This is a genomic window from Niallia taxi, assembly GCF_032818155.1.
Lineage (GTDB): Bacteria > Bacillota > Bacilli > Bacillales > Cytobacillaceae > Niallia > Niallia taxi_A.
On sequence record NZ_CP102590.1, the window covers coordinates 713510 to 736073 of the forward strand.

The following is a 22564-nucleotide window of genomic DNA, read 5'->3' on the forward strand; positions in this document are numbered from 1 at the left end:
TCTTGTAGATTTTCAATATTGAATTTCTACTATCACTGTAATATAAAGCTAACGATAAATGAAATATCGCTTTTTTATGTTTATCCATAACTATTTTTTATTTTTGATTTCTAGACATGACGATTTAACCATCACTTTTTTTTATAGATAACGATAACTTATATTGATTTCTATCCTATCGTGTATGTTTTGTATAATGATAGAAAACGGTTATCAAAAGGAGAGACTTACATGGAAAAAATAATAGAGCAATTCAAAAGCATTCCTACTACCTCCATTTCCGATACAATGAATGGATTAAATAATCTCGATCCTTCTATTAAGCCTATTAAGGAGGAATATTCCTTCGCTGGGAGAGCACTTACTGTTAAGATTCCTGTTGGCGATAATTTAGCTGTTTTAAAGGCAATTAGAGAGGCAAAACCCCATGATGTTATTATTGTTGATGCAAAGGGGGATACATATAGAGCTGCTGCAGGAGACTTTGTGATTGGTATGGCCAAAACGCTTGGGGTTGGTGCATTTGTTGTGGATGGTGCTATTAGAGATATTAATGGCATTAAAGAACTTGACTTCCCTGTTTTCTGTAAAGGAACAACTGTTGCAGCAGGTGGAAAAGCTGGCATGGGAGAGATTAATGTCCCAATTTCTTGTGGAGGCGTTACGGTAAAACCAGGTGATATACTTGTCGGCGATATTGATGGTGTTGTTGTAATTCCTCAGGAGCAGGAAGAAGAAATATTGACCAAATCACTTGATAGAGTGGAAAAAGATAAGTTAAGAGAAGAAAAAGTCTCAGGCAATAAAGAAGAAATTATTAAATACCTTGATCAAATGATCAACTCTGTTAAATAACTAGTAGGAAAGGAAGACCTCAGCTCTTCCTTTTTATTATGGGGAGATATAGATGATATTAAGAATTATTATATTTTCGGTTTTTGCGTTTCAATTAATTATTAATATTACTCGGCCAATTATCACGCTATATGCTTCTAACTTGGGCTCAAATACATTTGAAATAGGCATTTTAACGGCTGCATTTGCTTTTTTCCCACTGCTATTTGCCTTACAGGCTGGCAGAATAGCGGATAAGTATGGTGATCGCTATCCAGTTATCTTTGGGATGATTGGATTAGCTGTTGGGATGTTTTTTCCATACTTCTTCACCACGATTTGGGCGCTTTATATTAGTCAGTTTATTGTTGGGATATCCAATATCTTTATCGCTGTGTCCTTGCAAAATGTAATTGGAAATATTGCTACTGAATCAAATCGAGATCAGTATTTCAGTATGTTTGGCATGGCAGTTGCAGCAGCCTCGTTAATAGGACCGATTCTAGGAGGCTATATTTCCGAACATTATAACTATAATAGTGTGTTTCTCGTTTCCCTCCTATTAGCTATTTTCCCAATTTTCATAAGCTTTAAGGTTCCTGCCATAAAAAAGGACGTGAGTGAAAAGAAAAGCATCATCGAGTCAATCGGCCTATTAAAAATCCCTTTACTGAAGAAGGCTTTATTTTCAAGCGCTTTAGTCTTATACTCCAAGGATATTTTCGTTGCCTACTTTCCAATTCTTGCAAAGGAAGCAGATTTATCTAATTCCCAAATAGGGCTCGTTATTTCCTTACAAGGATTAGCAATGATTATTATTCGGTTTGTTTTACCAAGACTTCTTATACTAATGAGCAGGGACTTCATTTTATTTATTTCCGTCATCTTGGCAGGGGCCTCTTTTCTGCTAATTCCATTTACAGGCAGTCTGATTTTTTATTGTGTATTTAGCTGCTTAATGGGGTTTGGACTTGGTTGTGGCCAGCCATTATCCCTAACCACTACTTATAACGCTTCCCCGTTAAACAGAACTGGTGAAGTGCTTGGTTTACGACTATCTACCAATAGATTATCTCAATTAATAGCACCAATATTCTTTGGCCTTGTCGGCTCATGGATGGGCATTCTGTCTGTGTTTATTTTTAGTGGCTTTTTCTTAATTGGCGGGTCTTGGTTTTTAAAAGAAAATAAAACTGGTTCTATTCAAATAAACAAATAATAAAAGGATAAGCTGGGTCAGCTTATCTTTTTTGTGTTTACTTTTTTTCCAACAATGCAATCCATTCGTCGAGTTTAAAGGAATGGATTGCATTTTGTGTCAGTTGAAAACCGAAATAATCCTTCACCTGTTTTTCGGCATTTTGTATGTACTGTGCTACTTTTGAGATTTCCTCTTCCGAACTAGTTGTTCGTTCGACCCAGCCTTGGTATTCTAGTTGTTTTTTTCTTACTTTGGATTTCAAAAGAACAAAACCTGCTTCATCTATCCAGTTTTGCCATTCATTCTGTGAATAGCAGCGAACATGGCTGTTATCTCTCAGCTGTTCTAAAGTATTAATAAAATTATCTAGCTGAGGATCTACTGGTGCAATATTATCAACTAATAACAGCCTTCCGCCCTGCTTTAATACCCTGTGTGCTTCCTTTATAAATTCCTTCACATTTGGAAAATGATGTGCAGCAATTCTGCATGTAACTAGATCAAAGGAGTCGTCTAAGAATGGTAAGCTTTCTGCATCTGCGACAATGTAATTAACGTTGGAAGCAGATAAATCCACAAAACGCTTCGCTTCTTTTAGCATTTCCCTTGTGATATCAGTTGCTATAACTTGGTTAACCTGTGGAGCTAAAAGCTTTGTTACATGTCCGCCGCCTGTTGCAATATCAAGTACAGTCCAACTCTTTTTGGGCTCAGTCCACTCAAGCAACATTTTTAAGTCTTCCCCAGATGAATGGCTTTTACTTTCTACATATTTTTTGGCGTTTGCCCCGAATTGCTGCTGTACTTTCGACTTTATTTCACTGGAATTATGATCATTCATTCTCCTCACCTCTCTTTATACTATATAACTAATTATTCATTGTTTATCATCGAAAATAATTATCGGTAAGGATAAGTTTTCGTTATTACACAAAAAAAAGCTGCCAATATGGCAACTGAATATCTTCTAACATTAAGAAACATCCTTATCCTGTGTAAAGAAAAAAATAAAGATAACAATTGGCAAGGCGATCAGAAACAAACTGGTTTTATTTGCACCTTTAATTGTTGGTAAATCCGTTAAAGCCATTTGCGTTCACCTCGTTAGCACTTTTTTAATTTTTCCAATAATGTATGATCGATAATGTAACTGGAGTTCACAATTTCATTAAGCTCCCTTTGATTCTTTTTTAAATACGGTAATACGGGTACTACCTTCTCCCTGCCTAATAGTGGACCGCTTATACTTAAAGAAAATCTTGCATCAGAGGAAATAAAAAGCCCCACAAGGTTTATTTCGTCTTTTATTAAAAGAATAGCCACTAAGATATCAATAACATCTAGCGAAAAGTTAAACAAATGATTCTTCCCTTTTCCTTCTAACCTCGAAACTCCTGTAATCGGACCACCAACGGTTACCCCAAAATAACCTGGCCCAAAGTAAATTCTTGTTAATGTTATTTGTCCCGTTAATAATAGGGCGGCAATAATGAGATCAAGATCCCGTTGTATTTCTCTAATAACAGCACTATCTAACATTGCTTTTTCTTCCAATTTCATGATATTCAGCACCTACGAACCGACATATGTTAGTTATATGCCTAGAACCAAAAATGGTTCCTGCAAGGTCGTTTATCTGTAATAGATGGACTGTCCAAAACCTGTTTCCATTTCTTAACTATTTAATAAAGCTTACATAAAAATTAGGCTATTATCCCAAACTGATAATAGGGAGGGTTTGCAAATGTTACTTAGTTGGATGCTTGCACTTTTAATTTATACGCAGCAGGAAAATGTACAAGATAACTTAATTATTACGAACAAGGGCGATGAAATGTACGTTGTAAATCGGTCTAACTTTTCCATGCAGTTCCCTATACTGCCTTTTATAGACACGAAAAAAGTGAAAGACTTTATGGATGAAATAGATGAGCAAGTAAGCAAAAAACCTAAAAATGCTTCTTTGGACGCTAACGGAAATATTACATCAGAACAAGTTGGCTATCGCTTAAACAGAAGAGTTTTCACAGAGGAAATGCTTTCTTATTTTTTTAATAAAGGCACATCGACTATAGAGCTGCCGATAGTCGCTAATTATCCTCGGGTGGACAGTGAGTTACTTGGAAACATTAAAGGGGAAAAGATTGGGGAATATATAACATTTTATAATCCTTACAATAAACAAAGAAAAAATAATATTGACCTCGCAGCAAAGGCAATCAATAATTATGTTCTATTTCCAGGAGAGGTGTTTTCCTTTAATAAGGTGGTTGGAGAAAGAACGGTTGATAGAGGATATATGCCTTCAACTGCAATCGTTAACGGGGAATATTCTGAAGAATTCGGCGGAGGAATTTGCCAAGTTTCCTCTACGCTTTTTAATGCTGTCGATAGTGCAGGTTTAAATATTGTGAAGCGCTTTACACACAGTAAAGGGGTTGCGTACGTTCCAGTTAACAGGGATGCAACAGTAAGCTGGGATGGACCGGATTTTATCTTTAAAAATGATTATAATCAGCCTATCCTCATCCTTGCAAAAGCAGTTAATAACCATGTAAAAGTTGAGATTTATTCATCTGATGTAATTACATATACGCCTAAAAAAATTCCATATCTTTAATAGTTAAAAACAAAAATTATTTCAGACGTATTTAAGATTTTTGGCTCTCTTCAATTACTTGTCACGATAAGTTCTTTTGTATTGATATCATAAATTGCATAGCTTATTTCCCACATATGATCCTTTGTGACGGTTATTGCACAATAATAGGGTATATTCCTACCATAGGCGTCAAGCTGTGGAATTTCTTTAAATGAATAAATGTCGTTTGAATTTTGCATGATAAAGTCCACCATAGTAGACCTCCCAGCGGAATCTACTTCAATTACACACTTTCCTTTAACGACATCATATTCTTTAAACAGCATGTATTTTAAGCTTGGCAAAAACACTATTAAAATTAAAGTGCCTAAAACAATTGCTCCACTGGCTTTTCCTATCTTTATAAAAGGATAGGTCTTTTTTCGATACATTTGAATAAAGGAATAAACCGAAAAAATTACCAGCAAGAAGCCAACACAAAGGCCGAAATAATATACAAGCATTTTCTCACTTCCCAGCATACTAACAAATTAAAGCAAGTGACCCGTAGGCGGCTTATTAAGATTAAACATTTAACCAAATTTCTAACAGCAGGATTATAAACAATCACTCACCAATTCCTCAAGAAAAAGTGTCAATTCTTGTTCGATTTCTTCTACAGTTTCATCGATTAGTTCTCCTGTGATCTTACTGCCCGGTATCCATCGTCCTATTGGTACACCCAAAAAGGTACAATTACATTCCCAGATATAAATGATATGTATATCTAAAGGTTCCCCTTCGCTTTCACTTATGCCTACTGAAATGGAGGAATTGTAACCAGGGATAAATGAATCATTTCCTTCGATTACAAATTCAGCTTCAAGTAATAGTCCTTCCTCCATTAAAATAGGCTTCTTTTTCTTTACGTATTCTTTTACAAAAATAGTTAAGACTTTTTCTTTATTTTTTATTAGCTTCCTCAAATCACTATTAAATTCTTTTTGAGGATATTTCATTAAACTATCACATCACTTTTTTTATTTCACATAAAAATCAAATCTGCTAGTCCACATAATGCTTCTTAAAGTCTGGATGAATGGAAAATTTGCGGCGCAGCTGAGTGAGATTTTTCCCGAAGCTTTCCTCTAATAGTTCTCTGTGCTTCGCCATAATTTCCATAAGATATAAATCGTGAATCATCACTTCTGTTATTGGCATCACTAATCCAACATGCATTGTCCATGCTGCACGGCTATCATCACCAAGTGAGACAATTCCTGCAACTACTTCCGAGTCATCGCCACTGATTACAATCCATCTTCCGCCATACTCATCTGTAATGGCATCACCCATATAATGCAGATATACGTTAGCGAAATCAGAAACAATTTCCCCGTACGCAATAATCGTTACGTTGACCCCTCTTGCGGCTGCTTGTTTTAGTTCAGCCTCCAGCACTTCGTATTCCTCTTTCCAAACCTCAAGTAAAATTCGTGTGGAGGAAGATGAAATACAAGCTTTTACCTTATCGAGTATTTCACTTCGACCCATAATGTTCCAAATGTTCTCACGGTCATTTGCAGAGTTCTCAAACTGAGCTAATGATTTTTCGGCAAGCTCAAAATTCTCTTCCGCTTTTTGTCTGCGGTTTCTAATTAGCTCCTTCGCAGGCACTGGTGTGTACTGCGGCGTATTACCTAGACTAACTAAAATATCACCTCTGCTTGTAAGATTGTCCAGTACTTCATATATGCGCGAACGCGGGACACCGGAATTTTTTGCGACAGCATAGCCTGTTAATGGTGAATCCTGTAAAAGTGTGAGATATGCTTTTGCTTCATACTCTGTAAAATGAAGATTTTTTAATGTTTCGAGAATGTTTTCTTTCATAAAGCCTCCATCCAATAGTCGCTATGTTTGTAACTAATATTTTAACAAAATCTGTTGATTATTTCCAAATCAATCTGCTATACTCATTTAAAAGTAGTTACCTAAGTAGTCACTATCAAAAAAAGGGGGAAATGTAACATGGATAGCTTATTAACATATGTAACAATTGCTGCGATGATGGTTATTATTCCGGGAGCTGATACAATGCTGCTTGTAAAAAACACGCTAGGTTATGGTGCGAAGGCAGGACGCTTCACTGTACTGGGGATGGCAACTGGATTATGCTTTTGGACACTTATTGCAATTCTTGGGTTAGCGGTTGTTATTGCAAAATCTGTGATTCTTTTCAGTACCATTAAATATTTAGGGGCTGCTTACTTAATTTACTTAGGAATTAGAAGCTTCTTTACTAAAAGCGTCTTCTCTTTAAAGGAAATCCAAGCACAAGCAAATGCACCAATAAAGTCCTCAAAACGTTATAATAAAGAGGCTTTTATGCAGGCGTTGCTGAGCAATGTTCTTAATCCAAAGACTGTTTTAGTTTACATAACAATCATGCCGCAATTTATCAATCTGAAGGAAAATGTGAACGAGCAGCTGATTATTTTAGCTCTCATCCTGACATCACTTGCTGTTGTATGGTTCTTATTTCTTGTTCAGCTTATTGATTATGCGAAAAAATGGTTGAATAATTCTAAATTCCAAAAAATCTTCCAGAAGTCGACGGGAATTATGTTAGTTGCTTTTGGAGTTAAAACAGGAATTTAAACCTTAAGTTTATTATTTCCGTTCAGAGAATCATCTGGACGGTTTTTTTATTATGTACACTACATAGATTTTCTTTACACTTGACAATAACTTTGTTATGATAAACCAAGTTCCAATATAAGGAAGGATGTAAAGACATGGTTTTACTTATTATCTTTGGACTATGCCTCGTTTATTTATTACCATTAGCTTATATGTTTTTTAAGACTGACAGTTTTTTTGTTAAGATTATTTCTTTTTTTGTAGCTATATCATCTGTCGCTGTTGCCCTTATTATCATGTGTGTATTACAGAACTTTGATATATTTTCAGATGATCGCTTCATGCACTTCTTTTACATAAATAACGTAAGTAATTAAAGGATCCATATTTATTGCATTGCTTAACGGAGGCTTTCTCGTTGACGGTTAAATGAAGACTTACCGTATAGCGATGCAATAGACCTTAAAATTCCGCTATAAAAAAGGATGCCTTATAGACATCCACCGTACATACCTCTTATTACAATTTTTTTGTATTAGGTTTAAGATAATAAAGAAATTTAGTTAACTATAAAACTGCCATGTTAATAGTAAAAAAATCAGCATGCTAATCGAAAATATTGTTAATACATAAAAGCACTTCTGTAATTTTGTTAATTCAACCGTGTTCCACTTAAATAATATGAAACCAATAGTTATAGCAGCAATAACGGTTAAAATATAATTTATCATTATCTGTGGTAGTACCTCAGCATAACCTCTATCACTATTACTTAGCATCCTTATTATTAATACCATTATGTTTACTATGAATGCTGTGCCAACAATGTTTAATAGATATATCCATTTTCTAAGTTTTAAAATCAACTGTTTTCGCTTCTTAGTTAATAAACTTGTTATTATTAAAACAAAAGGAGAGATGATAAAGAAAAGGACGCAATATGCGAATAAAATTGCGCTGAATGCTAGCCAATAAGTGTTATTCTTCATTGGCAGATAATCAGAAATCGATGTATGAATTTGATTAACTGAACCATCTTCGAATGAGAAATAAAGAACATTTGTCGGAATAAACATGGAATGACCTTTGTTCATTTTATAAACATATGGATATATTTGCGTGTAAATAGCTGTTTGCCCTGCCAAACTAACCTCTATATCAGTCTCATTCACTGATTTCACTACAAGCGGCATTAGCTTGTAATACACATTTAAGAAGCCACTTTCCATTTGTCTTGCAGTAATATATTTTCCTTCGGTTATTTTCGAATCTGGCAAGTCTGTTAATTTGACGTCATTTATTTCTCTCTCTCCAACTAATTCTTTCGTAAGCCCATATGTTAGATCAACCTCTCCTGCTTGATTCGTTAACACAATAACAGCAAAGTTTTCTTCCGGGACTATATGAAAATTACTGGAAAATGATGCCGTATTACCTCCATGTGTGTATCCTTTTGACTTACCATGATATTCCCAAAAACCGTGAGCAATACCAGGAACATTTCTATTAACAGTATAACTTTGCTTAAACATGCTACTTAACGTATTTTCGTTCTTAAATAAAACCGACTTCATAACCTGCGGCATCAACGCACGTGCAAATTCTGCTAAATCCTGTGCTGTTCCATTTATTCCTCCGCTCGGGTACATAGACATATAATAAGGTGTTGATGGTTTAAAATCCCCTTTTCCAAGCAGTTCATAACCATTCACTTTAGCCTTTGTTAACGGCTCTTTTACACCTAAATAGAACGTTGAGTCTGAAATCCCCAACTTTTGAAAAATATGTTCTTCCACATAATCACTAAATTCTTGTTCCGTAATTAATTGAACAATATAAGCTGCCAGGCTTGTAGAATAATTGGAGTACGCCACAACTTCCCCAGGACGATAAATTTGGTTCGGCTCATGCTTTTTTAATCCTTCTTCTAATGTTTTCATATGGTCATCTGTCGCATATCCTAAGTCAAATATCCATTCCTCAAAACCCGCTGTATGGTTCATTAAATTCAGCATGGTTATTGGATCCTCATATTTTAAATTGTGGAGAAATCCTTTAGGCAAGTAATTACTTATATCTTCATCCAACTTGATTTTCCCTTGTTCCTCTAATTGCATTACTGATACCCAAACAAACAACTTACTTATGGAACCCCATTCAAAAACGGACGTATCCGGATTTATTTTCTGTTTCTTGTCAACATCTCCATAGCCATATCCTTTTGAAAAAATCACTTCATTATTTTTTACGATAATAATGCCTGCACCAGCTGTTTCTTTACCAATATAGTCACTCACATAGTCATCAACAAAGCTCTCTATTTCAGTAAGTGGAATTCCTGACGGAGTTGTAAGTTCCTTTGCATAAAGTGTCTTTGGTACAAATAATGCAAATACTATGAGCAAAAATACAATAACTATTTTTTGCATATTACCCCCTTATTATTATGCGAAAAAGATACCGTAAAAATATCCAAATTTTCTGTTATTTTCATGTATAGTAATAAATACACTTTTGCGCATTAATTGGCATTCTTCTCCCTTTAATTGTATCTGTAAATCATTTACAAGTAATCGACTACAAGACCTGTTCTTCTCTAAGCCTTTAGAAGTAGTAAATATATAAATTGAAACTTTTTTTGGCAAGATGATAAATAAATGAGCACATATGTTAAGGAAGCTAGGTTCATATTCCACAAAAAAAAGCCGCAACTAGCGGCTGACAAAAATAATCCTATTTTAGAAGTCCAGCATTTGTTTATGTTTTATAAGAGTCGCTTCGTGTAACCTTTGTATTTTTACCGACAATAACAGAAAGCAGAACTATGATAGCAATACCAATTGTCATAAAACTTATAGCTTCATTGAGAAAAATAGCAGCAAATAAAATCATAAGAAATGGCTGTAAGTATTGTATTTGACTGACTCTGGCAATACCGCCCAAGCTCATTCCGCTATACCAGGCAACATACGCAAGAAACTGACTGACCACACCAAGATAAAGTATGCTGATCCAAGCTTGCATTGGTGCATGTATCATATCTTGCGTGAAATTTAAGCCGACAGGAATAATGAAAAATGGTGCAGCAATCAAAATTGCCCAGGCAATCACTTGCCAGCTGCCTAATTCCTTCGCTAATCTTCCTCCCTCTGCATAACTAAAGCCCAGCAGCACCACAGCAGCAAGTAAAGCTAAATCGGCGAAGTGTAATTGACCAAAACCTAGAATTAGTGCATACACAATAACTGCACAAGACCCTATCAGACTAGAAAGCCAGTATTTAAGTGATGGTTGTTCTCCTGCTCTTAACATGGCAAATCCTGCTGTTACTAACGGCAGGAGTGCAACTTCAACAGCTCCGTGTGATACTGGCAAGTATTCCATTGCCCATGATGTGAGGAGAGGAAATCCTAACACAGCACCGAGTGCAACGATGAGAATACTTTTAAATTGCCGAAAAGAAGGGAGCTTTTCTTTACGGAAGATCAGGATGATAGCTACTAATATAGCGGCAATAACTGTTCTTCCTAACCCGACAACGGTCGTTCCGAAATAAGCTACTGCTATACTTGTCGCAGGGAGTGTTAAACTAAAACACATAACACCGACTATTCCAAGTAAAAAGCCTAGTTTTTCTTTTGCCATGTAAAAGCCACCCTTTCCCCCGCATTTTATTCAAGAAAACACAGTAGTTATTCTTTGTAGTTTTTTATTGTTCCGTATACTCTTTTGCTCTTTCTTTCCATGAATTTTCAATAATTACATCAAGCAACTTACCATATGAGATTCCTGCTGCATGAGCACTCTTCGGAAGCAGGCTGTTTTTCGTCATGCCTGGTAGTGTGTTAACTTCTAAAATATAAGGGATACCATCTTTAAGCATCATGTCGATTCGCGCATACACACTGCATTTCAATGAATGATAGCAAGTCATTGCAGCTGCAGAAACGCGTTTTTCTATGTCTGGGGGAAGCTGAATCACCTCTTCAATCGTAGCTGCATCATCATATTTGGAAGTATAATCAAAAAACTCTCCTTTATGTTGAATCGAAATAATCGGCAACAGCTCCCCATTTATGACAGAACAAGTAATTTCCTCACCCTTAATATGCTGCTCAATCACCACTTCATAATCCCATTTAAGTACTTCTGATAAGGATGATAGTAACGACTCTTGATCATGGACAATTTTCACCCCTACACTCGAACCGCCTGAATTAGGCTTTACAACTAGTGGATAGCCCATTTTTTCTATTTCACTTAAAGGCAGTTCCTCCAGGCTTGATAGCTGAATCCAATTTGGTGTTAACATACCTTCATAGCGGATGATTTTTTTGGAGAGATTTTTATCCATGCATAAGCTGCTTGAAAGGACACTGCTTCCTGTATAAGGAATGCCGAGGGTTTCAAGTGCTCCTTGAATGACACCATCCTCCCCGAACTTGCCATGCAGAGCAAGCAGTGCGATATCAAGGTTTTTTGCCTTTTCGACGACTTCTTGTTTACTGTTAAGCTCAATGGGGATAATTTCGTACTTATTTGTATCTAAATGAGCAATCATTTCCTTCCCTGTCATAATGGACACTTGCTTTTCAGAGGATACTCCACCCATAATTACGCCAACTTTCATAATCTTTAGCCTCCATAATGTTCTTTTATCGTTTGTCCTATCAGCTTTATTCCACTGCTTATTTCGTCTTCCTTCAATCTTGAAAAGCCTAAGCGCAGTGTATGTTTTCCACTATCGTCAGTATAAAAATCATTTCCTAGTGAAAAGACAACGCCCTTTTGAGAGCATTTTTTTAATAGCTCATGGGAATCAATCTTATTATCCAGCTCAATAAAAAGATGCAGACCACCATCACCAGTGATTCTTTTCATTGGGATATATCTTTTCGAAGAAGTTAATGCTAGTTCATACTTTTTCTTATAAACGGATCTTGCTTTTTTTATATATTTCTCAAAGTAACCATCATGTAAATACTGATATAAAACTGCTTGATCTAATGTAGACGTATGAATGGTGCGAGCACGCTTCATACTTTCCAAATAATAAATTAAGTCTTTATCCGCTAGGACCCAGCCGACCCTTAAACCGGGAAAAAGAATTTTGGAGAAGCTGCTTGTATAAATGACATTATTACCGCTTCCAGCAAATGCTGCCAATGGCGCAAGATGAGCCCCTGAATATCGCAGCTCTTCATTAAATCCATCCTCAACAATTGGAACTTGATAGGCAGAAAACAATTCCATCATTTTCTTCCTTTTTTCAGATGAGGTTACAATACCAGTTGGATTATGATAGGAGGGAATTAGGTAGGCAAAATCATATTTGTTTTTTGTTAAAAGGGATTGCAGCATGGAAATATCCATACCGTCATCTTCCATGTCAATTCCATCGATTTCATAACCGTGCATGCGAAATAGCTTAAGTGCAGAATGATGTGTTGGATTTTCACATATAATTCGGCCATTTTTCTTATTTAAAGAAGATAAAATAATATCTAGGCCCTCTGTGAAGCCATTTGTTATCAAGATATCCTTATCTTTAATGTCAACGCCTTTCACTTCCATATAATGCAGCAAGTATTCAATAAGTGGTTTATAGCCCTTTGCATAACCATAATTCAGAACAATATCTCCTTCAATAGCCATTCTGTTTAAAAAGGCTCTTTTAAAATTTTCCACGTCAAAAAGCTTTTCATCTGGTGCAATACTATTGAATGAGATCATTTCATTCCTTCGGCGCACGCCATGCTTCATTAAGTCGAGGTTTTCTGCCATAATTGCTTGCTCACTCATCTTTTCTTCCCAATTCACTTCGATAGATGGGGTTTTAGAGGTTTCCACACTTTTAACAAAGTTTCCTTTTCCCTTAACTGCGTAAATAAGGCCTTCTTGTTCCAAATCTGCATATGCTGTTAAAACCGTATTTCGGCTAATAGCTAACGAGACGCTCAATTCCCTTGTTGATGGAAGCTTTTGATTTTCAAGCAAATGCCCATTTGTAATCATTCTTTTCAGATATTCTTTAAGCTGTATATATACTGGACGCCCTTGGTTAAGTTTAAAATCATTAAACACAGCCTTCATCCTCTCCCTTACATTTTTGCATTTCCAGCGATATTTCTAAAGGTCCACTCAAAGTGGATTTTTATCAATTGGTGGTATGTAATACTTTCTAATCACGGTAAGATAAATAGTTATTAGTTAAGTATAAAGCTAATTTAATCATTTTTGCATTCCTCTAATAAATTAAAAAAAGCCGCCGTTTGGCAGCTATATTATTTACTTGTTATCAATGTTTTTTATCACTTTAGCTGGATTTCCTGCAACTACAGCGTTTGCCGGGACATCCTTTGTCACAACAGATCCTGCAGCAACAATAGAATTATCGCCGATTGTAATTCCTGCCAATATAACACAGCTGCCGCCGATCCACACATCATTGCCTACTGTAATAGGGATTCCATATCCGCTTTTATTTCTGCCCTGTGGTCCGATTGCATGTCCAGCAGTATAAATTCCGACATCAGGTCCAATCATACAGTTATCGCCTATTCTAACTTCTGCCATATCTAAAATCGTGCAGTTGTATCCAGCGTAAAAGTTATCTCCAACATGAATATTGTAACCTAAGTCACAATGGAAATTATGTTCAATCGCTGAATTTACGCCAACACTCCCGAATAATTCTCTGATTACTTCTTCTCTTTTTTCTGAATCCTCTACTTCACTATTATTAAATGCGCGGACAAGTTTTTGTGCACGGATGCTTTTTAATTTTAACTCATCTGTCCCCCGTTCATAGAAGACCTTCTCTTTCTCGTTCACATTAACTTCCTCCCTTCAATTCTATCTATTTTACCATGCAGTGGTATATTTATCCTTTTATACTTATTTTATTTCTATAAACGTAATATATTAATTTGAGATATTTTAATTGACACTTTTAGACTATAGGTATATTATTAACTTGTAGATAAATACTAGTTAATAGAAATACAACTTAGACATTATTGGAGGAATTAACATGACAAATTTACAAGACAAAGTAGCAATCGTAACTGGCGGTGCTTCAGGTATTGGATTAGCAACCGTTAAAGCTTTCCTAGATAAAGGTGCGAAAGTTGTTTTAGCAGACTATAATGCAGAAGCAGGCGCTGCTGTTGAAAAAGACTTAAAAGAAACGTATGAAAATGTATTGTTCGTAAAAGCAAATGTTGCCGAAGAAAGTGAAGTTGAAAATTTGGTTTCTGAAGCGGTTAAACATTTCGGCAAACTAGATATCATCTTTAACAATGCTGGCGTAGGTGTTCAAAAGCCAACACATGAACTTACTGCAGAAGAGTACAAACGTGTTATTGCGATTAACCAAGATGGCGTATTTTATGGTGCAAAATATGCAATCCGTGAAATGCTTAAAACTGGCGGAGGTTCGATTATAAACACTTCTTCTATCTTAGGATCTGTTGGGGAACCTACTTCTATTCCTTACGCTGCAAGTAAAGGTGCAGTAAATCAAATCACAAAATCACTAGCTTTAGAATATGCAGATCGTAGTATCCGTGTTAACGCAGTAGCACCAGGATTTATCGAATCTGGCATGGTTAGTAAAGAAGCTTTAGGTGATTTCTATGATGGTTTAGTTGCAAAACATCCAATCGGACGCTTAGGTAATCCAGAAGAAATTGCACATGCTGTTATGTTCTTGGCAGAAAATGACTTTGTTACAGGTACAACAATCTTTGTTGATGGCGGTTATACTGCCATATAATAAAAAAATCCCTCCGATTTAATAAAATCGGAGGGATTTTTTATTTTTAATATATGATAGTTGCTTTAACTAAAGCTTTTACCATAAAGGCCTCACTATTTAAATCAACCCAATTAAATAATGAATACCAGTCAAAATAATCCCGATAATAAATCCGCAAATTGCTCCATTTACTCGAATCCACTGCAGGTCTTTGCCAATATTATTTTCAATCATGTCAATCATTGTTTCATTGTCGAGCTTATCGAGATTTTCCTGAACAAGATCACCAATCTTAGAATGGTTTTTCTCGATCAGTATGGAAATTTGTGTTTGAATCCATTTATCAATCGTTACACTATTTTTCTGAATCATGCCTAAGAAATGCAGGCATAGTGGCATAAGATACGTATCAATAAATTCTTCATCATCTAATTGAAGCAATATATTGTCCTGTAGCTTTTGTAAAGCTTCCAATACTGTATTATCTAAATCCCATTCAGATAGTAGCTGATTTTTCCACTTGTCGATACCCTCAATTAACTGCTCATTATCGTTCATTGCCTCAATTTCTTTACGAATATATTTGACGAGAGCTTCGCGGTTTGGTTGCCCTTTATGCTGCAAGCTTCTTACCCCGCTCAACAAAAGGTTTTGAACAATATTCCCGAGTTTCTCTTCGCTAAGTAAGCTTTCAATTGATCTTAACGCGAATTTGAGCATGCCATCTGCTTCAATTCTGTTGATGACATTCATAGAAACACTGCCAAGCTTTTCCTTCGTATCCTCTTGTCTTAACCAATTGTCTGCTTTTTTCAGCACATGGTCTAATACTTTTTCATCGAAATTTTCATTCACTAATTTTGAGCTTATCATTTGCAGAATTTTATTCACTTCAATATTAGAAAGCGTCAAAACAATTTGTGTCTTAATGAAAGGCACCATTTTTTCAATTTCAATATTGCTTACTAGTTTTTTAACTGCTTTAACCAATCCAGCTTTCAGAGACCCTTTCGTTATAAGTTCTGTTATGGTTGGGAGCAATTTATCTGTAAATGAAATATCCTTAATCTTATCTTGGATGCTCTCCTTTGAAAGCCAATCATTTTTCAGCACTGTTACAAGTCCGTTTGTGACCCTTTTACGATTATTAGGCAATAATGCTGTATGGGGTATTGGCAATCCAAGTGGATGACGGAACAATGCAGTAACTGCAAACCAATCCGCTAATCCGCCGACAAGACCTGCTTCAAATCCTCCTTGCAGTAATCTGATCCAAATGGAATCATCAAACGGTGCTGTTGCGATATAACCTATTCCCATAATAATAAGGGAATATACAGCTAATTTTTTTGATTTTGTTTTCATAGACATCTTTTTTCCTCATCCTTAAATAATAGTAAATATCTAGTCTTTTCTTTATTATAACCTTCAATTGCCGAAAAAAACGTTGAAAAGGCATTGGATAAATAAAAAAGCCGAATTTTTCATCCGGCCCCTTATATAATCTATAAAATTCTCTATTATTTGTCTAGTTTATTCAGCTTTTCAGAGATATCTTTAAGAAGACTATTTTTTTCCTTTTGCAGCTTTAACAGCTTCCAAGCATACCAAATTGCAAATACAAAGATTGCTATTTTCCCTAAAAATATAAAAGGAATTACTATTAAATTAGCATCCATCCAACTCATGTTAAAACCCCACTTTTTTTCTTTTTACTTATCTAACTGGCTAATTATAACTTTTATTCATCTTTTTAACAAACCCTCATGCAAACAGATCCGCTTTCCTCATTAGTTTTTACGAAATAAATGAAAAAAGGTTCCCTTCTTTTTTTAACAAATACGCTTTATTTTTTTAACTCACTTATCCATTATTGTATAATAATAACAAGTGTAAAAAGAGGGGGAAGCTATGAATTCAATTGATTTGATTTTATTAAATTTTACAGAAGTAAGAAGAAGAAGTATAAAGGTATGGACATCCATTCCTGCAGAAAAGCTGTTATGGAAGCCGGATAATGAGGCGATGAATTGTATCGAAATGATTAGGCATGTCCTGGAAAGCGAGCATTATTATCATCTGGCAATTAAAAACAAAGGAAGTTTAGACGTATTTAATTCTCCATTTGAAGGACTGCCGTACACGACAGTTAAAGATGAATTAGATTTTGCTGAACCATATCGCAATGATTTTTTGAAGACAATAAAATCATACACACAAGAAGACTTAGCTACTATAAAAATTGATCGCTCAGAATCAGGTTACATAAGAGAATTGGGAGATATGCTGTTGCGAGTAGCCTATCATGAGTCTGTTCATACAGGCCAGTTATTGGATTACTTAAGGTCAGCAGACGTTCCTAGAGTGCGTATTTGGGATTAAAAACTACATAAGACATTAATCCTTTGTTGACTGCTTTTATTTATATGGAAGCTTGTTACTGCTCCTCAAAAGTTCTCACTGTTATGCCATTATTACAAAATAAAAAGGGCTGCAATCTGTGATTATTTAACCTCTAGTCAAATAATCACAGATTGCACCCTAAAATATTATATTTCATCTATCAACTTATGATTAATTTGCGTAACCACTGTTCCCTCTGGCAGGTTATCCATTAACTTCATAATACTTGAATATCGTTCTTCGTTGGAAAACAGATAAAATCCATGCCCATCAAAACCAGGTGTAATATAAAAAGAATTAGGTTTTTCCTCAATAACTGCTAGGCGTTCCTTATGATCGAACCGAACGTTATCTTCTGAAGAAATCGCAAAGAATTCGTTCATTTGGGCGATTCCATAATTGGCATTGATTATTTTTGCTAATGTATTAATGTCCATAAATTTCACACAAATGCTTGCAGGATGATAATAACGTCTAATTCTTCTATGTGTGTAAAAAACTCTCTGTGAAGTTGTATACCTTACCTCATATTCTAATCCTAACTCATTTAATTCCTTTTCATATTCCGCCAGTATTAAATATTCAATGGAGTATGTAACATACAAAGGAAAGGTTTTAGTAGCAGACAAAAATTTAATTAAATACTCCTCTTCCGTTCTATCATCTTTGTCATCAACACTAATACAATAAACCTTAGGTTCTCCACCTGAAAGTTCAATCCTAACGGGCAAAGAATGCTCCTTCAACACCTCTTGTAAATCCTCTTCTTGAATCCATAACTCATCCATTGTTTTTCCCCTTAATAAGTAATAAGACTGCTTTATTCTAAAGTCGTTCCATTCGGTAGATGGCTACTCAGCTGTTCAACTGTTGAATACTTAGAATCATTCGTGTAGAGGTTAAACCCTTGGCCATCATGCCAGATTTTAATGACAGTCGCTGGATGCTTCATATTAAAGCATGGTACTAAGTATTGTTTCATCTTTCCAAATAACCCTTTTTTAAGGATAGACTTATAGCTAGTATTATCAGAAAAGGAGATAGAATAAAACTGATTAGAAGCAGCAATCCAAAAGCTTTCCTCTAGAACAAGCTTTAATGCGGATGGACCATTAATTGTAATCGTTAAGACAGGAAATCGTTTAAACTCTGAACCCTCATACCTTAATGAATATGGAATACCCTCACTTATGTATAAATTCTCTATTTCTTCCGTTACGTCACCATATGGTTCATACAAGACAAAATAAGGAAAAGCATTTTGTTCACATAAAAATTCGTATAAAAATTGTTTAGTATCCTCATCGTAATTTTCATACTCAGAGGGTCCAATATACAATTTCTTCAGTTTTTTTGCCTCTTCAAAACCAATACAATCCTCTTCAGAATCAAACGGTACTTCCGTTATTGATATTTTTGTCAAATGCCATCCCTCCCAAAAAAGGGACATTCAAAAAATCTAATGACCCTTTTATATAGTATTAAAATATCCAGTTATAAGACGGTTTGTCTGTTTTATTTATATCACCAATTAACGGAAGACGTCTTAGCATATTCGCCAATGCAACAGCCTCCCATGGAAAATGCTCTGTAATCCCAAGTCCAACAATGTCATAAGCCTTTCCAACATCTTGAAGGACCCGAATGATCGTTTCCATGCTGGAACCTTTTGGTGTTTTTTCAACCTTTGTGCTATATGTATCTGGATTTGCAATTAGTAATGAACGAAACTCTCTTAAATCAAGTACATCTAAATCAAAATGAACAATTACTTTTGAAACATTTCGATTATCTAGCCAATCTAAAACTGAGCTGCTATCCTTCACAATTTCCTCAGGCTTAACAACACTCAAATTAAATCGGTCCATCACTTCTTTTTCTGAAGCTGTTCCATCATTTAAACCAACATATAACACGTTTTTGGGATCGACCAATTTGGGCACTTCAGCCACAAAGTCCTCATCTCCCACCCCAATGAGATTTGCAAGAACATGTGCATGATGGTGTTCAAAATGCTCTGGAGTGTTTACATCTGGATGTGCGTCAATCCAAAGAATTGCGGCATCCCCATCATACCTATTATTGAGATAGGCAAACGGAGCTAATTCAACGCCACAATCTCCACCGAAAACGACAACACGATCGGGATTATGTTTATCGAGTATTGCTTTCGCAGCATGTACTTGTTTAAGGAGTGTACTCCTTGCAAAAATCCCCTTCTCAACAGTAAGCCCTTCTGCTGACAGGTCAATCGGAACCTCTTCAAAGGCATCATTTGAACTTGGAGCAAGCCAATTAAGAAGCTGTGCACCGAGGTAATAAGCTGAATTATTCCCGCCTTGCCATTGTGGCATTAGTAGCCTTAATGTCTTGTCGCCTTCAGTTTTCAAGCTTACATTCCTTTTCATCATACAGCCTCCCATTAATACAAGATTATAAAAATTAAACTATATTTTTATAGTAATACTCCTCCAACCAGCTTGTAAAATTTAACTCCTTGGCCTTTTGTCAAATATTGAAGCATTTTTTACATTGACATTGATAATCATTATCATTTATAGTTATTAATAATGAAAATTATTCTCATTTAAGAGGTGTTAATTATGAAAGTACTAATTGGGTTTGCAAGCTTAACGAGCAATACAGAGGATATAATGATGATTTTAAAAAATAAATTAGAAGCATTAAATTGTGAAGTGGCTGTTGAGGATTTAGACTTAATTCCGCTTCAAAAGCTGTCACAATATGACCTTGTTTTTTTTGGAAGCTATACATGGGGTGATGGAGATTTGCCGTATGAGCTTGAAGATATGTATGAAGAATTAGACGAAGTGGATCTAACTGGGATGTCCTTCGGCGTATTTGGCTCAGGAGACCGTTTTTATCCTGCCTTCTGTCAGGCTGTTGACCTGTTGGCAGACAAGGTGAAGGAACGAGGCGCAGATGTGTTTAGCTCTTTATTGAAAATTGAGTTTAGTCCTGATAGTGAGGAGGAAGTGCAAGAATGTGAACAATTTGCAGTAGGTGCCTATGAGTGGGCAAAGGAAAAGGATACTAGTCATGCACGCTAATGGAGCGACTGCTGTTGTTTCTACCTCCCCTAATGAATTTTTAGTTTCCATTAAAGGAGAAGGCATTTATTCGTTTAAGCATAATAGTTGGAAGCTAATCATTCCAATACAAGACTCTATCTATCAACTGAAAAGAATTGGTGATTACATTATGGGTGTTGGTGACAGAGGTAGATTCATTCGACTCCATGAAAGAACAGGTAGATGGAAGACCTCCTTCTTTCCAACAAGTCAGCGCTTATGGAATATTGTTGGCAACGACAGTGGGTTAGTTATTACACATGCAGGTACACAATTACTTGTGTCCTCAGATTTCGGGGTAAACTGGAAAGTCATTTCGCTTTTTAAAGAACTTTCCGTTAGGCCCATTATTCGCTCTTTAACAATACATGATGAAGACTTATATGTTGGTACACAAATACATAAACAAAATGGCGGGTTGTGGAAATACACATTATCTTCCCAGCAGCTGGTCCCAGTTCTTCATGATGAAGAAACAATGGTTTCCTCTATTCATGTTGATAATTCCTTTCTATGGCTGACAACAGGTGCATGCCAGACAAAAAAAGGCACTTTCGCCTTCCGAAATCATCGAGACAACAAATGGCATTCCCTTACTTGTGAAATAGAAGAACGTGCTTTTTTAGGCATGGTACATTTTGGCGAGCATATTTACGTTTGTTCCAGCAAGGACGAATATGGATATTCACGTATTTATCATGGTGACTTATCACAAATGACACTAGAGCCAGTTGAAACAATTAAAGGCCATTGCTTTTGTGTAGCTGCCAGTGCGGAAGACCTGTTTTTGGCTGGTGGAGAAGAATGCAAATGGATGAAAGCGAGCTTAAAAGAAACAAAGATTCTTCATTAAAAGGAACAAGGAGCATCGCTAAGAAGACGCTCCTTCTCTTTTAAGCTGTAACTCTTAGCCCTCTACAATAGCTAGATAATGAAATAGTCCTGAGTCATTTTCAACAATTAGAATATCTTTACGTTCTTTAGCAGAAAAAATCTTTGACCCTACCTTCAGCTTATTTGCCATTTCATCGTTAAAATCTGTATTTGCATCATTTATTTTTTTTATTTCACCGACTTGAACATCCTTCGTTAAAGCTAATTTATCTACCCAATCAATGTTTGTTTGATATATTACTCCTTCAAACTGAAAAATATCGGCGTCTGGGTCCAAACCTAGCACTTCCTCAGCATCAATTTCACCACTAACCTCTGTTACTTCATCCCCTTTTGCAGAGCATCCAGTGATAATAAGCAAGGCTAAAGCAGTCAAAACAATATACAGCTTTTTCTTAACCAAACCAATAACCCCCTTTTTATCCTTTAGACGCTTGTTTAGGACTTAAGGTTACTGGATTATTGGTTATTTTTGTAAAAAAAACAATTCTTCCTAAAAAAAGAATCGCTGAGAAATAAAGCTATTTATTTTTCAAACTAATGCTTTCCGTCTGATTATTCCACTCAACGGTTACATTTACTTTAGACTTATCCGTCACTTTTGCATTTGAGGCATTATTCTCATTTGTCTCTGTATAAATACCTTTCTCATCAAGGGTAGCACCGTTGCCACTATAGCCGCTTGCTTTAGTTGCTACAGTATAGATAATTTCACCAACGGAGTTCACGTCCTGCCCCTTATATTGCAATGTTAAATCTTGTTTTTCATAATCATCCTCTCCCTGCGTAACCTTTAATTCAACCGACCAATTGTCTGATTCACCTGTAAAGGTAAACGGCTTGGAATAATTATTACTGGTGCATCCTGATAAGACAAGGATGATTACTAACGATAAAGCAGTTAATATACGCTTCATCTCTTTCCCTCCGAATAAATATATAAATAAATTATTTTACAAACCATTATACGTTCAGGCAGGATTAAAGTTTCGGTTCTAAATAACATTTTTGTATCTCTTTTCACCATCATTTTTGAGTTTTTTCTTGTTGGTTTAAATGGAGTAAATCTCAATGATAATTAGTCGAATGTTGAAACATCAAAAAAATCAAACAGCTTAATCTTCTTATGAAGATATAATCCGTTTGATTTCTCCCTT

General features: G+C 35.6%; 25 protein-coding genes. 8 read left to right on the forward strand and 17 right to left on the reverse strand.

Going from position 1 to position 22564, the window contains the following annotated elements; translation table 11 throughout:
• Positions 1-231: 231 nt before the first annotated feature.
• Positions 232-855 carry an RraA family protein gene (locus NQZ71_RS22665; RefSeq protein WP_317012488.1) on the forward strand — a complete coding sequence of 208 codons (624 nt, stop codon included), beginning with the start codon at positions 232-234 and terminating at the stop codon, positions 853-855.
• Positions 856-907: 52 nt separating this feature from the next.
• A complete protein-coding gene (locus NQZ71_RS22670) occupies positions 908-2053 on the forward strand; it encodes an MFS transporter (RefSeq protein WP_144457203.1) in 1146 nt (381 codons plus the stop codon).
• Positions 2054-2090: 37 nt separating this feature from the next.
• Here the strand turns inward: NQZ71_RS22670 and NQZ71_RS22675 are convergent, their stop codons facing one another.
• Both NQZ71_RS22675 and NQZ71_RS22680 read right to left on the reverse strand, forming a co-directional pair.
• A complete protein-coding gene (locus NQZ71_RS22675; protein WP_275008859.1) occupies positions 2091-2876 on the reverse strand; it encodes a class I SAM-dependent methyltransferase in 786 nt (261 codons plus the stop codon).
• A gap of 263 nt (positions 2877-3139) precedes the next feature.
• Positions 3140-3595 carry a hypothetical protein gene (locus NQZ71_RS22680; protein WP_260055268.1) on the reverse strand — a complete coding sequence of 152 codons (456 nt, stop codon included), beginning with the start codon at positions 3593-3595 and terminating at the stop codon, positions 3140-3142.
• Between the two features lie 184 nt (positions 3596-3779).
• Here NQZ71_RS22680 and NQZ71_RS22685 point away from each other — a divergent pair, with 184 nt between their 5' ends.
• Entirely contained in the window at positions 3780-4655 is an 876-nt protein-coding gene (locus NQZ71_RS22685; protein ID WP_260055267.1) for a VanW family protein, read from the forward strand.
• 50 nt (positions 4656-4705) lie between these two features.
• On the opposite strand, the gene NQZ71_RS22690 is transcribed toward NQZ71_RS22685, so the two are convergent.
• The 3 genes from NQZ71_RS22690 to NQZ71_RS22700 all read right to left on the reverse strand — a co-directional run bounded on the left by NQZ71_RS22690 (position 4706) and on the right by NQZ71_RS22700 (position 6509).
• A complete protein-coding gene (locus NQZ71_RS22690; protein WP_260055266.1) occupies positions 4706-5140 on the reverse strand; it encodes a hypothetical protein in 435 nt (144 codons plus the stop codon).
• A gap of 93 nt (positions 5141-5233) precedes the next feature.
• The gene (locus NQZ71_RS22695; protein WP_317012490.1) at positions 5234-5635 is read right to left on the reverse strand and encodes a hypothetical protein; all 402 of its coding nucleotides are present in this window, start codon (positions 5633-5635) and stop codon (positions 5234-5236) included.
• A gap of 46 nt (positions 5636-5681) precedes the next feature.
• Complete coding sequence (locus NQZ71_RS22700) at positions 5682-6509, reverse strand: TrmB family transcriptional regulator (protein ID WP_275008855.1); 828 nt, start codon at positions 6507-6509, stop codon at positions 5682-5684.
• A gap of 138 nt (positions 6510-6647) precedes the next feature.
• On the opposite strand from NQZ71_RS22700, the gene NQZ71_RS22705 reads away from it, so the two are divergent.
• A complete protein-coding gene (locus NQZ71_RS22705) occupies positions 6648-7277 on the forward strand; it encodes a homoserine/threonine efflux transporter (RefSeq protein ID WP_260055263.1) in 630 nt (209 codons plus the stop codon).
• A 545-nt stretch (positions 7278-7822) separates the two neighbouring features.
• Here NQZ71_RS22705 and NQZ71_RS22710 read toward each other — a convergent pair.
• The 5 genes from NQZ71_RS22710 to NQZ71_RS22730 form a co-directional block, all read right to left on the reverse strand.
• Entirely contained in the window at positions 7823-9688 is a 1866-nt protein-coding gene (locus NQZ71_RS22710; protein ID WP_317011773.1) for a serine hydrolase domain-containing protein, read from the reverse strand.
• Between the two features lie 328 nt (positions 9689-10016).
• Positions 10017-10904, reverse strand: coding sequence for a DMT family transporter (locus NQZ71_RS22715; protein ID WP_275008852.1), 888 nt, complete (start codon positions 10902-10904; stop codon positions 10017-10019).
• A gap of 64 nt (positions 10905-10968) precedes the next feature.
• A complete protein-coding gene (locus tag NQZ71_RS22720; RefSeq protein ID WP_317011774.1) occupies positions 10969-11889 on the reverse strand; it encodes a D-alanine--D-alanine ligase in 921 nt (306 codons plus the stop codon).
• A gap of 5 nt (positions 11890-11894) precedes the next feature.
• A complete protein-coding gene (gene pdxR / locus NQZ71_RS22725) occupies positions 11895-13343 on the reverse strand; it encodes a MocR-like pyridoxine biosynthesis transcription factor PdxR (protein ID WP_275009032.1) in 1449 nt (482 codons plus the stop codon).
• Between the two features lie 204 nt (positions 13344-13547).
• The gene (locus NQZ71_RS22730) at positions 13548-14093 is read right to left on the reverse strand and encodes a sugar O-acetyltransferase (protein ID WP_317011775.1); all 546 of its coding nucleotides are present in this window, start codon (positions 14091-14093) and stop codon (positions 13548-13550) included.
• A 199-nt stretch (positions 14094-14292) separates the two neighbouring features.
• On the opposite strand from NQZ71_RS22730, the gene NQZ71_RS22735 reads away from it, so the two are divergent.
• Positions 14293-15036 (forward strand): SDR family NAD(P)-dependent oxidoreductase, encoded by a 744-nt coding sequence (locus NQZ71_RS22735; protein ID WP_275008849.1) that lies wholly within the window; start codon positions 14293-14295, stop codon positions 15034-15036.
• 99 nt (positions 15037-15135) lie between these two features.
• On the opposite strand, the gene NQZ71_RS22740 is transcribed toward NQZ71_RS22735, so the two are convergent.
• Positions 15136-16389: a DUF445 domain-containing protein gene (locus tag NQZ71_RS22740; RefSeq protein ID WP_260055259.1), complete on the reverse strand. Its 1254-nt coding sequence runs from the start codon at positions 16387-16389 to the stop codon at positions 15136-15138.
• 149 nt (positions 16390-16538) lie between these two features.
• Positions 16539-16706: a hypothetical protein gene (locus NQZ71_RS22745; RefSeq protein WP_186304134.1), complete on the reverse strand. Its 168-nt coding sequence runs from the start codon at positions 16704-16706 to the stop codon at positions 16539-16541.
• Positions 16707-16929: 223 nt separating this feature from the next.
• On the opposite strand from NQZ71_RS22745, the gene NQZ71_RS22750 reads away from it, so the two are divergent.
• Positions 16930-17400, forward strand: coding sequence for a DinB family protein (locus NQZ71_RS22750; RefSeq protein WP_144457175.1), 471 nt, complete (start codon positions 16930-16932; stop codon positions 17398-17400).
• A gap of 167 nt (positions 17401-17567) precedes the next feature.
• On the opposite strand, the gene NQZ71_RS22755 is transcribed toward NQZ71_RS22750, so the two are convergent.
• The 3 genes from NQZ71_RS22755 to NQZ71_RS22765 are packed head-to-tail and all read right to left on the reverse strand — an operon-like array spanning position 17568 to position 19832.
• A complete protein-coding gene (locus tag NQZ71_RS22755; RefSeq protein WP_317011776.1) occupies positions 17568-18209 on the reverse strand; it encodes a hypothetical protein in 642 nt (213 codons plus the stop codon).
• A gap of 32 nt (positions 18210-18241) precedes the next feature.
• Positions 18242-18844 (reverse strand): hypothetical protein, encoded by a 603-nt coding sequence (locus NQZ71_RS22760; RefSeq protein WP_317011777.1) that lies wholly within the window; start codon positions 18842-18844, stop codon positions 18242-18244.
• Between the two features lie 58 nt (positions 18845-18902).
• Positions 18903-19832 (reverse strand): arginase family protein, encoded by a 930-nt coding sequence (locus tag NQZ71_RS22765; RefSeq protein WP_317011778.1) that lies wholly within the window; start codon positions 19830-19832, stop codon positions 18903-18905.
• A 192-nt stretch (positions 19833-20024) separates the two neighbouring features.
• Here NQZ71_RS22765 and NQZ71_RS22770 point away from each other — a divergent pair, with 192 nt between their 5' ends.
• Together NQZ71_RS22770 and NQZ71_RS22775 are read left to right on the forward strand one after the other, a co-directional pair.
• Positions 20025-20492 carry a flavodoxin domain-containing protein gene (locus NQZ71_RS22770; protein ID WP_144457169.1) on the forward strand — a complete coding sequence of 156 codons (468 nt, stop codon included), beginning with the start codon at positions 20025-20027 and terminating at the stop codon, positions 20490-20492.
• Positions 20482-21366 carry a hypothetical protein gene (locus NQZ71_RS22775; protein WP_317011779.1) on the forward strand — a complete coding sequence of 295 codons (885 nt, stop codon included), beginning with the start codon at positions 20482-20484 and terminating at the stop codon, positions 21364-21366. The genes NQZ71_RS22770 and NQZ71_RS22775 overlap by 11 nt, the downstream gene beginning before the upstream one ends.
• Before the next feature lie 54 nt (positions 21367-21420).
• Here the strand turns inward: NQZ71_RS22775 and NQZ71_RS22780 are convergent, their stop codons facing one another.
• Both NQZ71_RS22780 and NQZ71_RS22785 read right to left on the reverse strand, forming a co-directional pair.
• Positions 21421-21810, reverse strand: a complete 390-nt coding sequence (locus NQZ71_RS22780) for a hypothetical protein (protein ID WP_260055255.1) — start codon at positions 21808-21810, stop codon at positions 21421-21423.
• Between the two features lie 118 nt (positions 21811-21928).
• Positions 21929-22324, reverse strand: a complete 396-nt coding sequence (locus NQZ71_RS22785; RefSeq protein ID WP_317011780.1) for a hypothetical protein — start codon at positions 22322-22324, stop codon at positions 21929-21931.
• Positions 22325-22564 lie beyond the last annotated feature (240 nt).

Bases quoted from the DNA above. Each gene is read 5' to 3' on its own strand.
- NQZ71_RS22665 (WP_317012488.1), top strand. From the start codon at position 232: ATGGAAAAAATAATAGAGCAATTCAAAAGCATTCCTACTACCTCCATT.
- NQZ71_RS22670 (WP_144457203.1), top strand. From the start codon at position 908: ATGATATTAAGAATTATTATATTTTCGGTTTTTGCGTTTCAATTAATT.
- NQZ71_RS22675 (WP_275008859.1), bottom strand. From the start codon at position 2,876: ATGAATGATCATAATTCCAGTGAAATAAAGTCGAAAGTACAGCAGCAA.
- NQZ71_RS22680 (WP_260055268.1), bottom strand. From the start codon at position 3,595: ATGAAATTGGAAGAAAAAGCAATGTTAGATAGTGCTGTTATTAGAGAA.
- NQZ71_RS22685 (WP_260055267.1), top strand. From the start codon at position 3,780: ATGTTACTTAGTTGGATGCTTGCACTTTTAATTTATACGCAGCAGGAA.
- NQZ71_RS22690 (WP_260055266.1), bottom strand. From the start codon at position 5,140: ATGCTTGTATATTATTTCGGCCTTTGTGTTGGCTTCTTGCTGGTAATT.
- NQZ71_RS22695 (WP_317012490.1), bottom strand. From the start codon at position 5,635: ATGAAATATCCTCAAAAAGAATTTAATAGTGATTTGAGGAAGCTAATA.
- NQZ71_RS22700 (WP_275008855.1), bottom strand. From the start codon at position 6,509: ATGAAAGAAAACATTCTCGAAACATTAAAAAATCTTCATTTTACAGAG.
- NQZ71_RS22705 (WP_260055263.1), top strand. From the start codon at position 6,648: ATGGATAGCTTATTAACATATGTAACAATTGCTGCGATGATGGTTATT.
- NQZ71_RS22710 (WP_317011773.1), bottom strand. From the start codon at position 9,688: ATGCAAAAAATAGTTATTGTATTTTTGCTCATAGTATTTGCATTATTT.
- NQZ71_RS22715 (WP_275008852.1), bottom strand. From the start codon at position 10,904: ATGGCAAAAGAAAAACTAGGCTTTTTACTTGGAATAGTCGGTGTTATG.
- NQZ71_RS22720 (WP_317011774.1), bottom strand. From the start codon at position 11,889: ATGAAAGTTGGCGTAATTATGGGTGGAGTATCCTCTGAAAAGCAAGTG.
- NQZ71_RS22735 (WP_275008849.1), top strand. From the start codon at position 14,293: ATGACAAATTTACAAGACAAAGTAGCAATCGTAACTGGCGGTGCTTCA.
- NQZ71_RS22740 (WP_260055259.1), bottom strand. From the start codon at position 16,389: ATGTCTATGAAAACAAAATCAAAAAAATTAGCTGTATATTCCCTTATT.
- NQZ71_RS22745 (WP_186304134.1), bottom strand. From the start codon at position 16,706: ATGAGTTGGATGGATGCTAATTTAATAGTAATTCCTTTTATATTTTTA.
- NQZ71_RS22750 (WP_144457175.1), top strand. From the start codon at position 16,930: ATGAATTCAATTGATTTGATTTTATTAAATTTTACAGAAGTAAGAAGA.
- NQZ71_RS22755 (WP_317011776.1), bottom strand. From the start codon at position 18,209: ATGGATGAGTTATGGATTCAAGAAGAGGATTTACAAGAGGTGTTGAAG.
- NQZ71_RS22765 (WP_317011778.1), bottom strand. From the start codon at position 19,832: ATGATGAAAAGGAATGTAAGCTTGAAAACTGAAGGCGACAAGACATTA.
- NQZ71_RS22770 (WP_144457169.1), top strand. From the start codon at position 20,025: ATGAAAGTACTAATTGGGTTTGCAAGCTTAACGAGCAATACAGAGGAT.
- NQZ71_RS22775 (WP_317011779.1), top strand. From the start codon at position 20,482: ATGCACGCTAATGGAGCGACTGCTGTTGTTTCTACCTCCCCTAATGAA.
- NQZ71_RS22785 (WP_317011780.1), bottom strand. From the start codon at position 22,324: ATGAAGCGTATATTAACTGCTTTATCGTTAGTAATCATCCTTGTCTTA.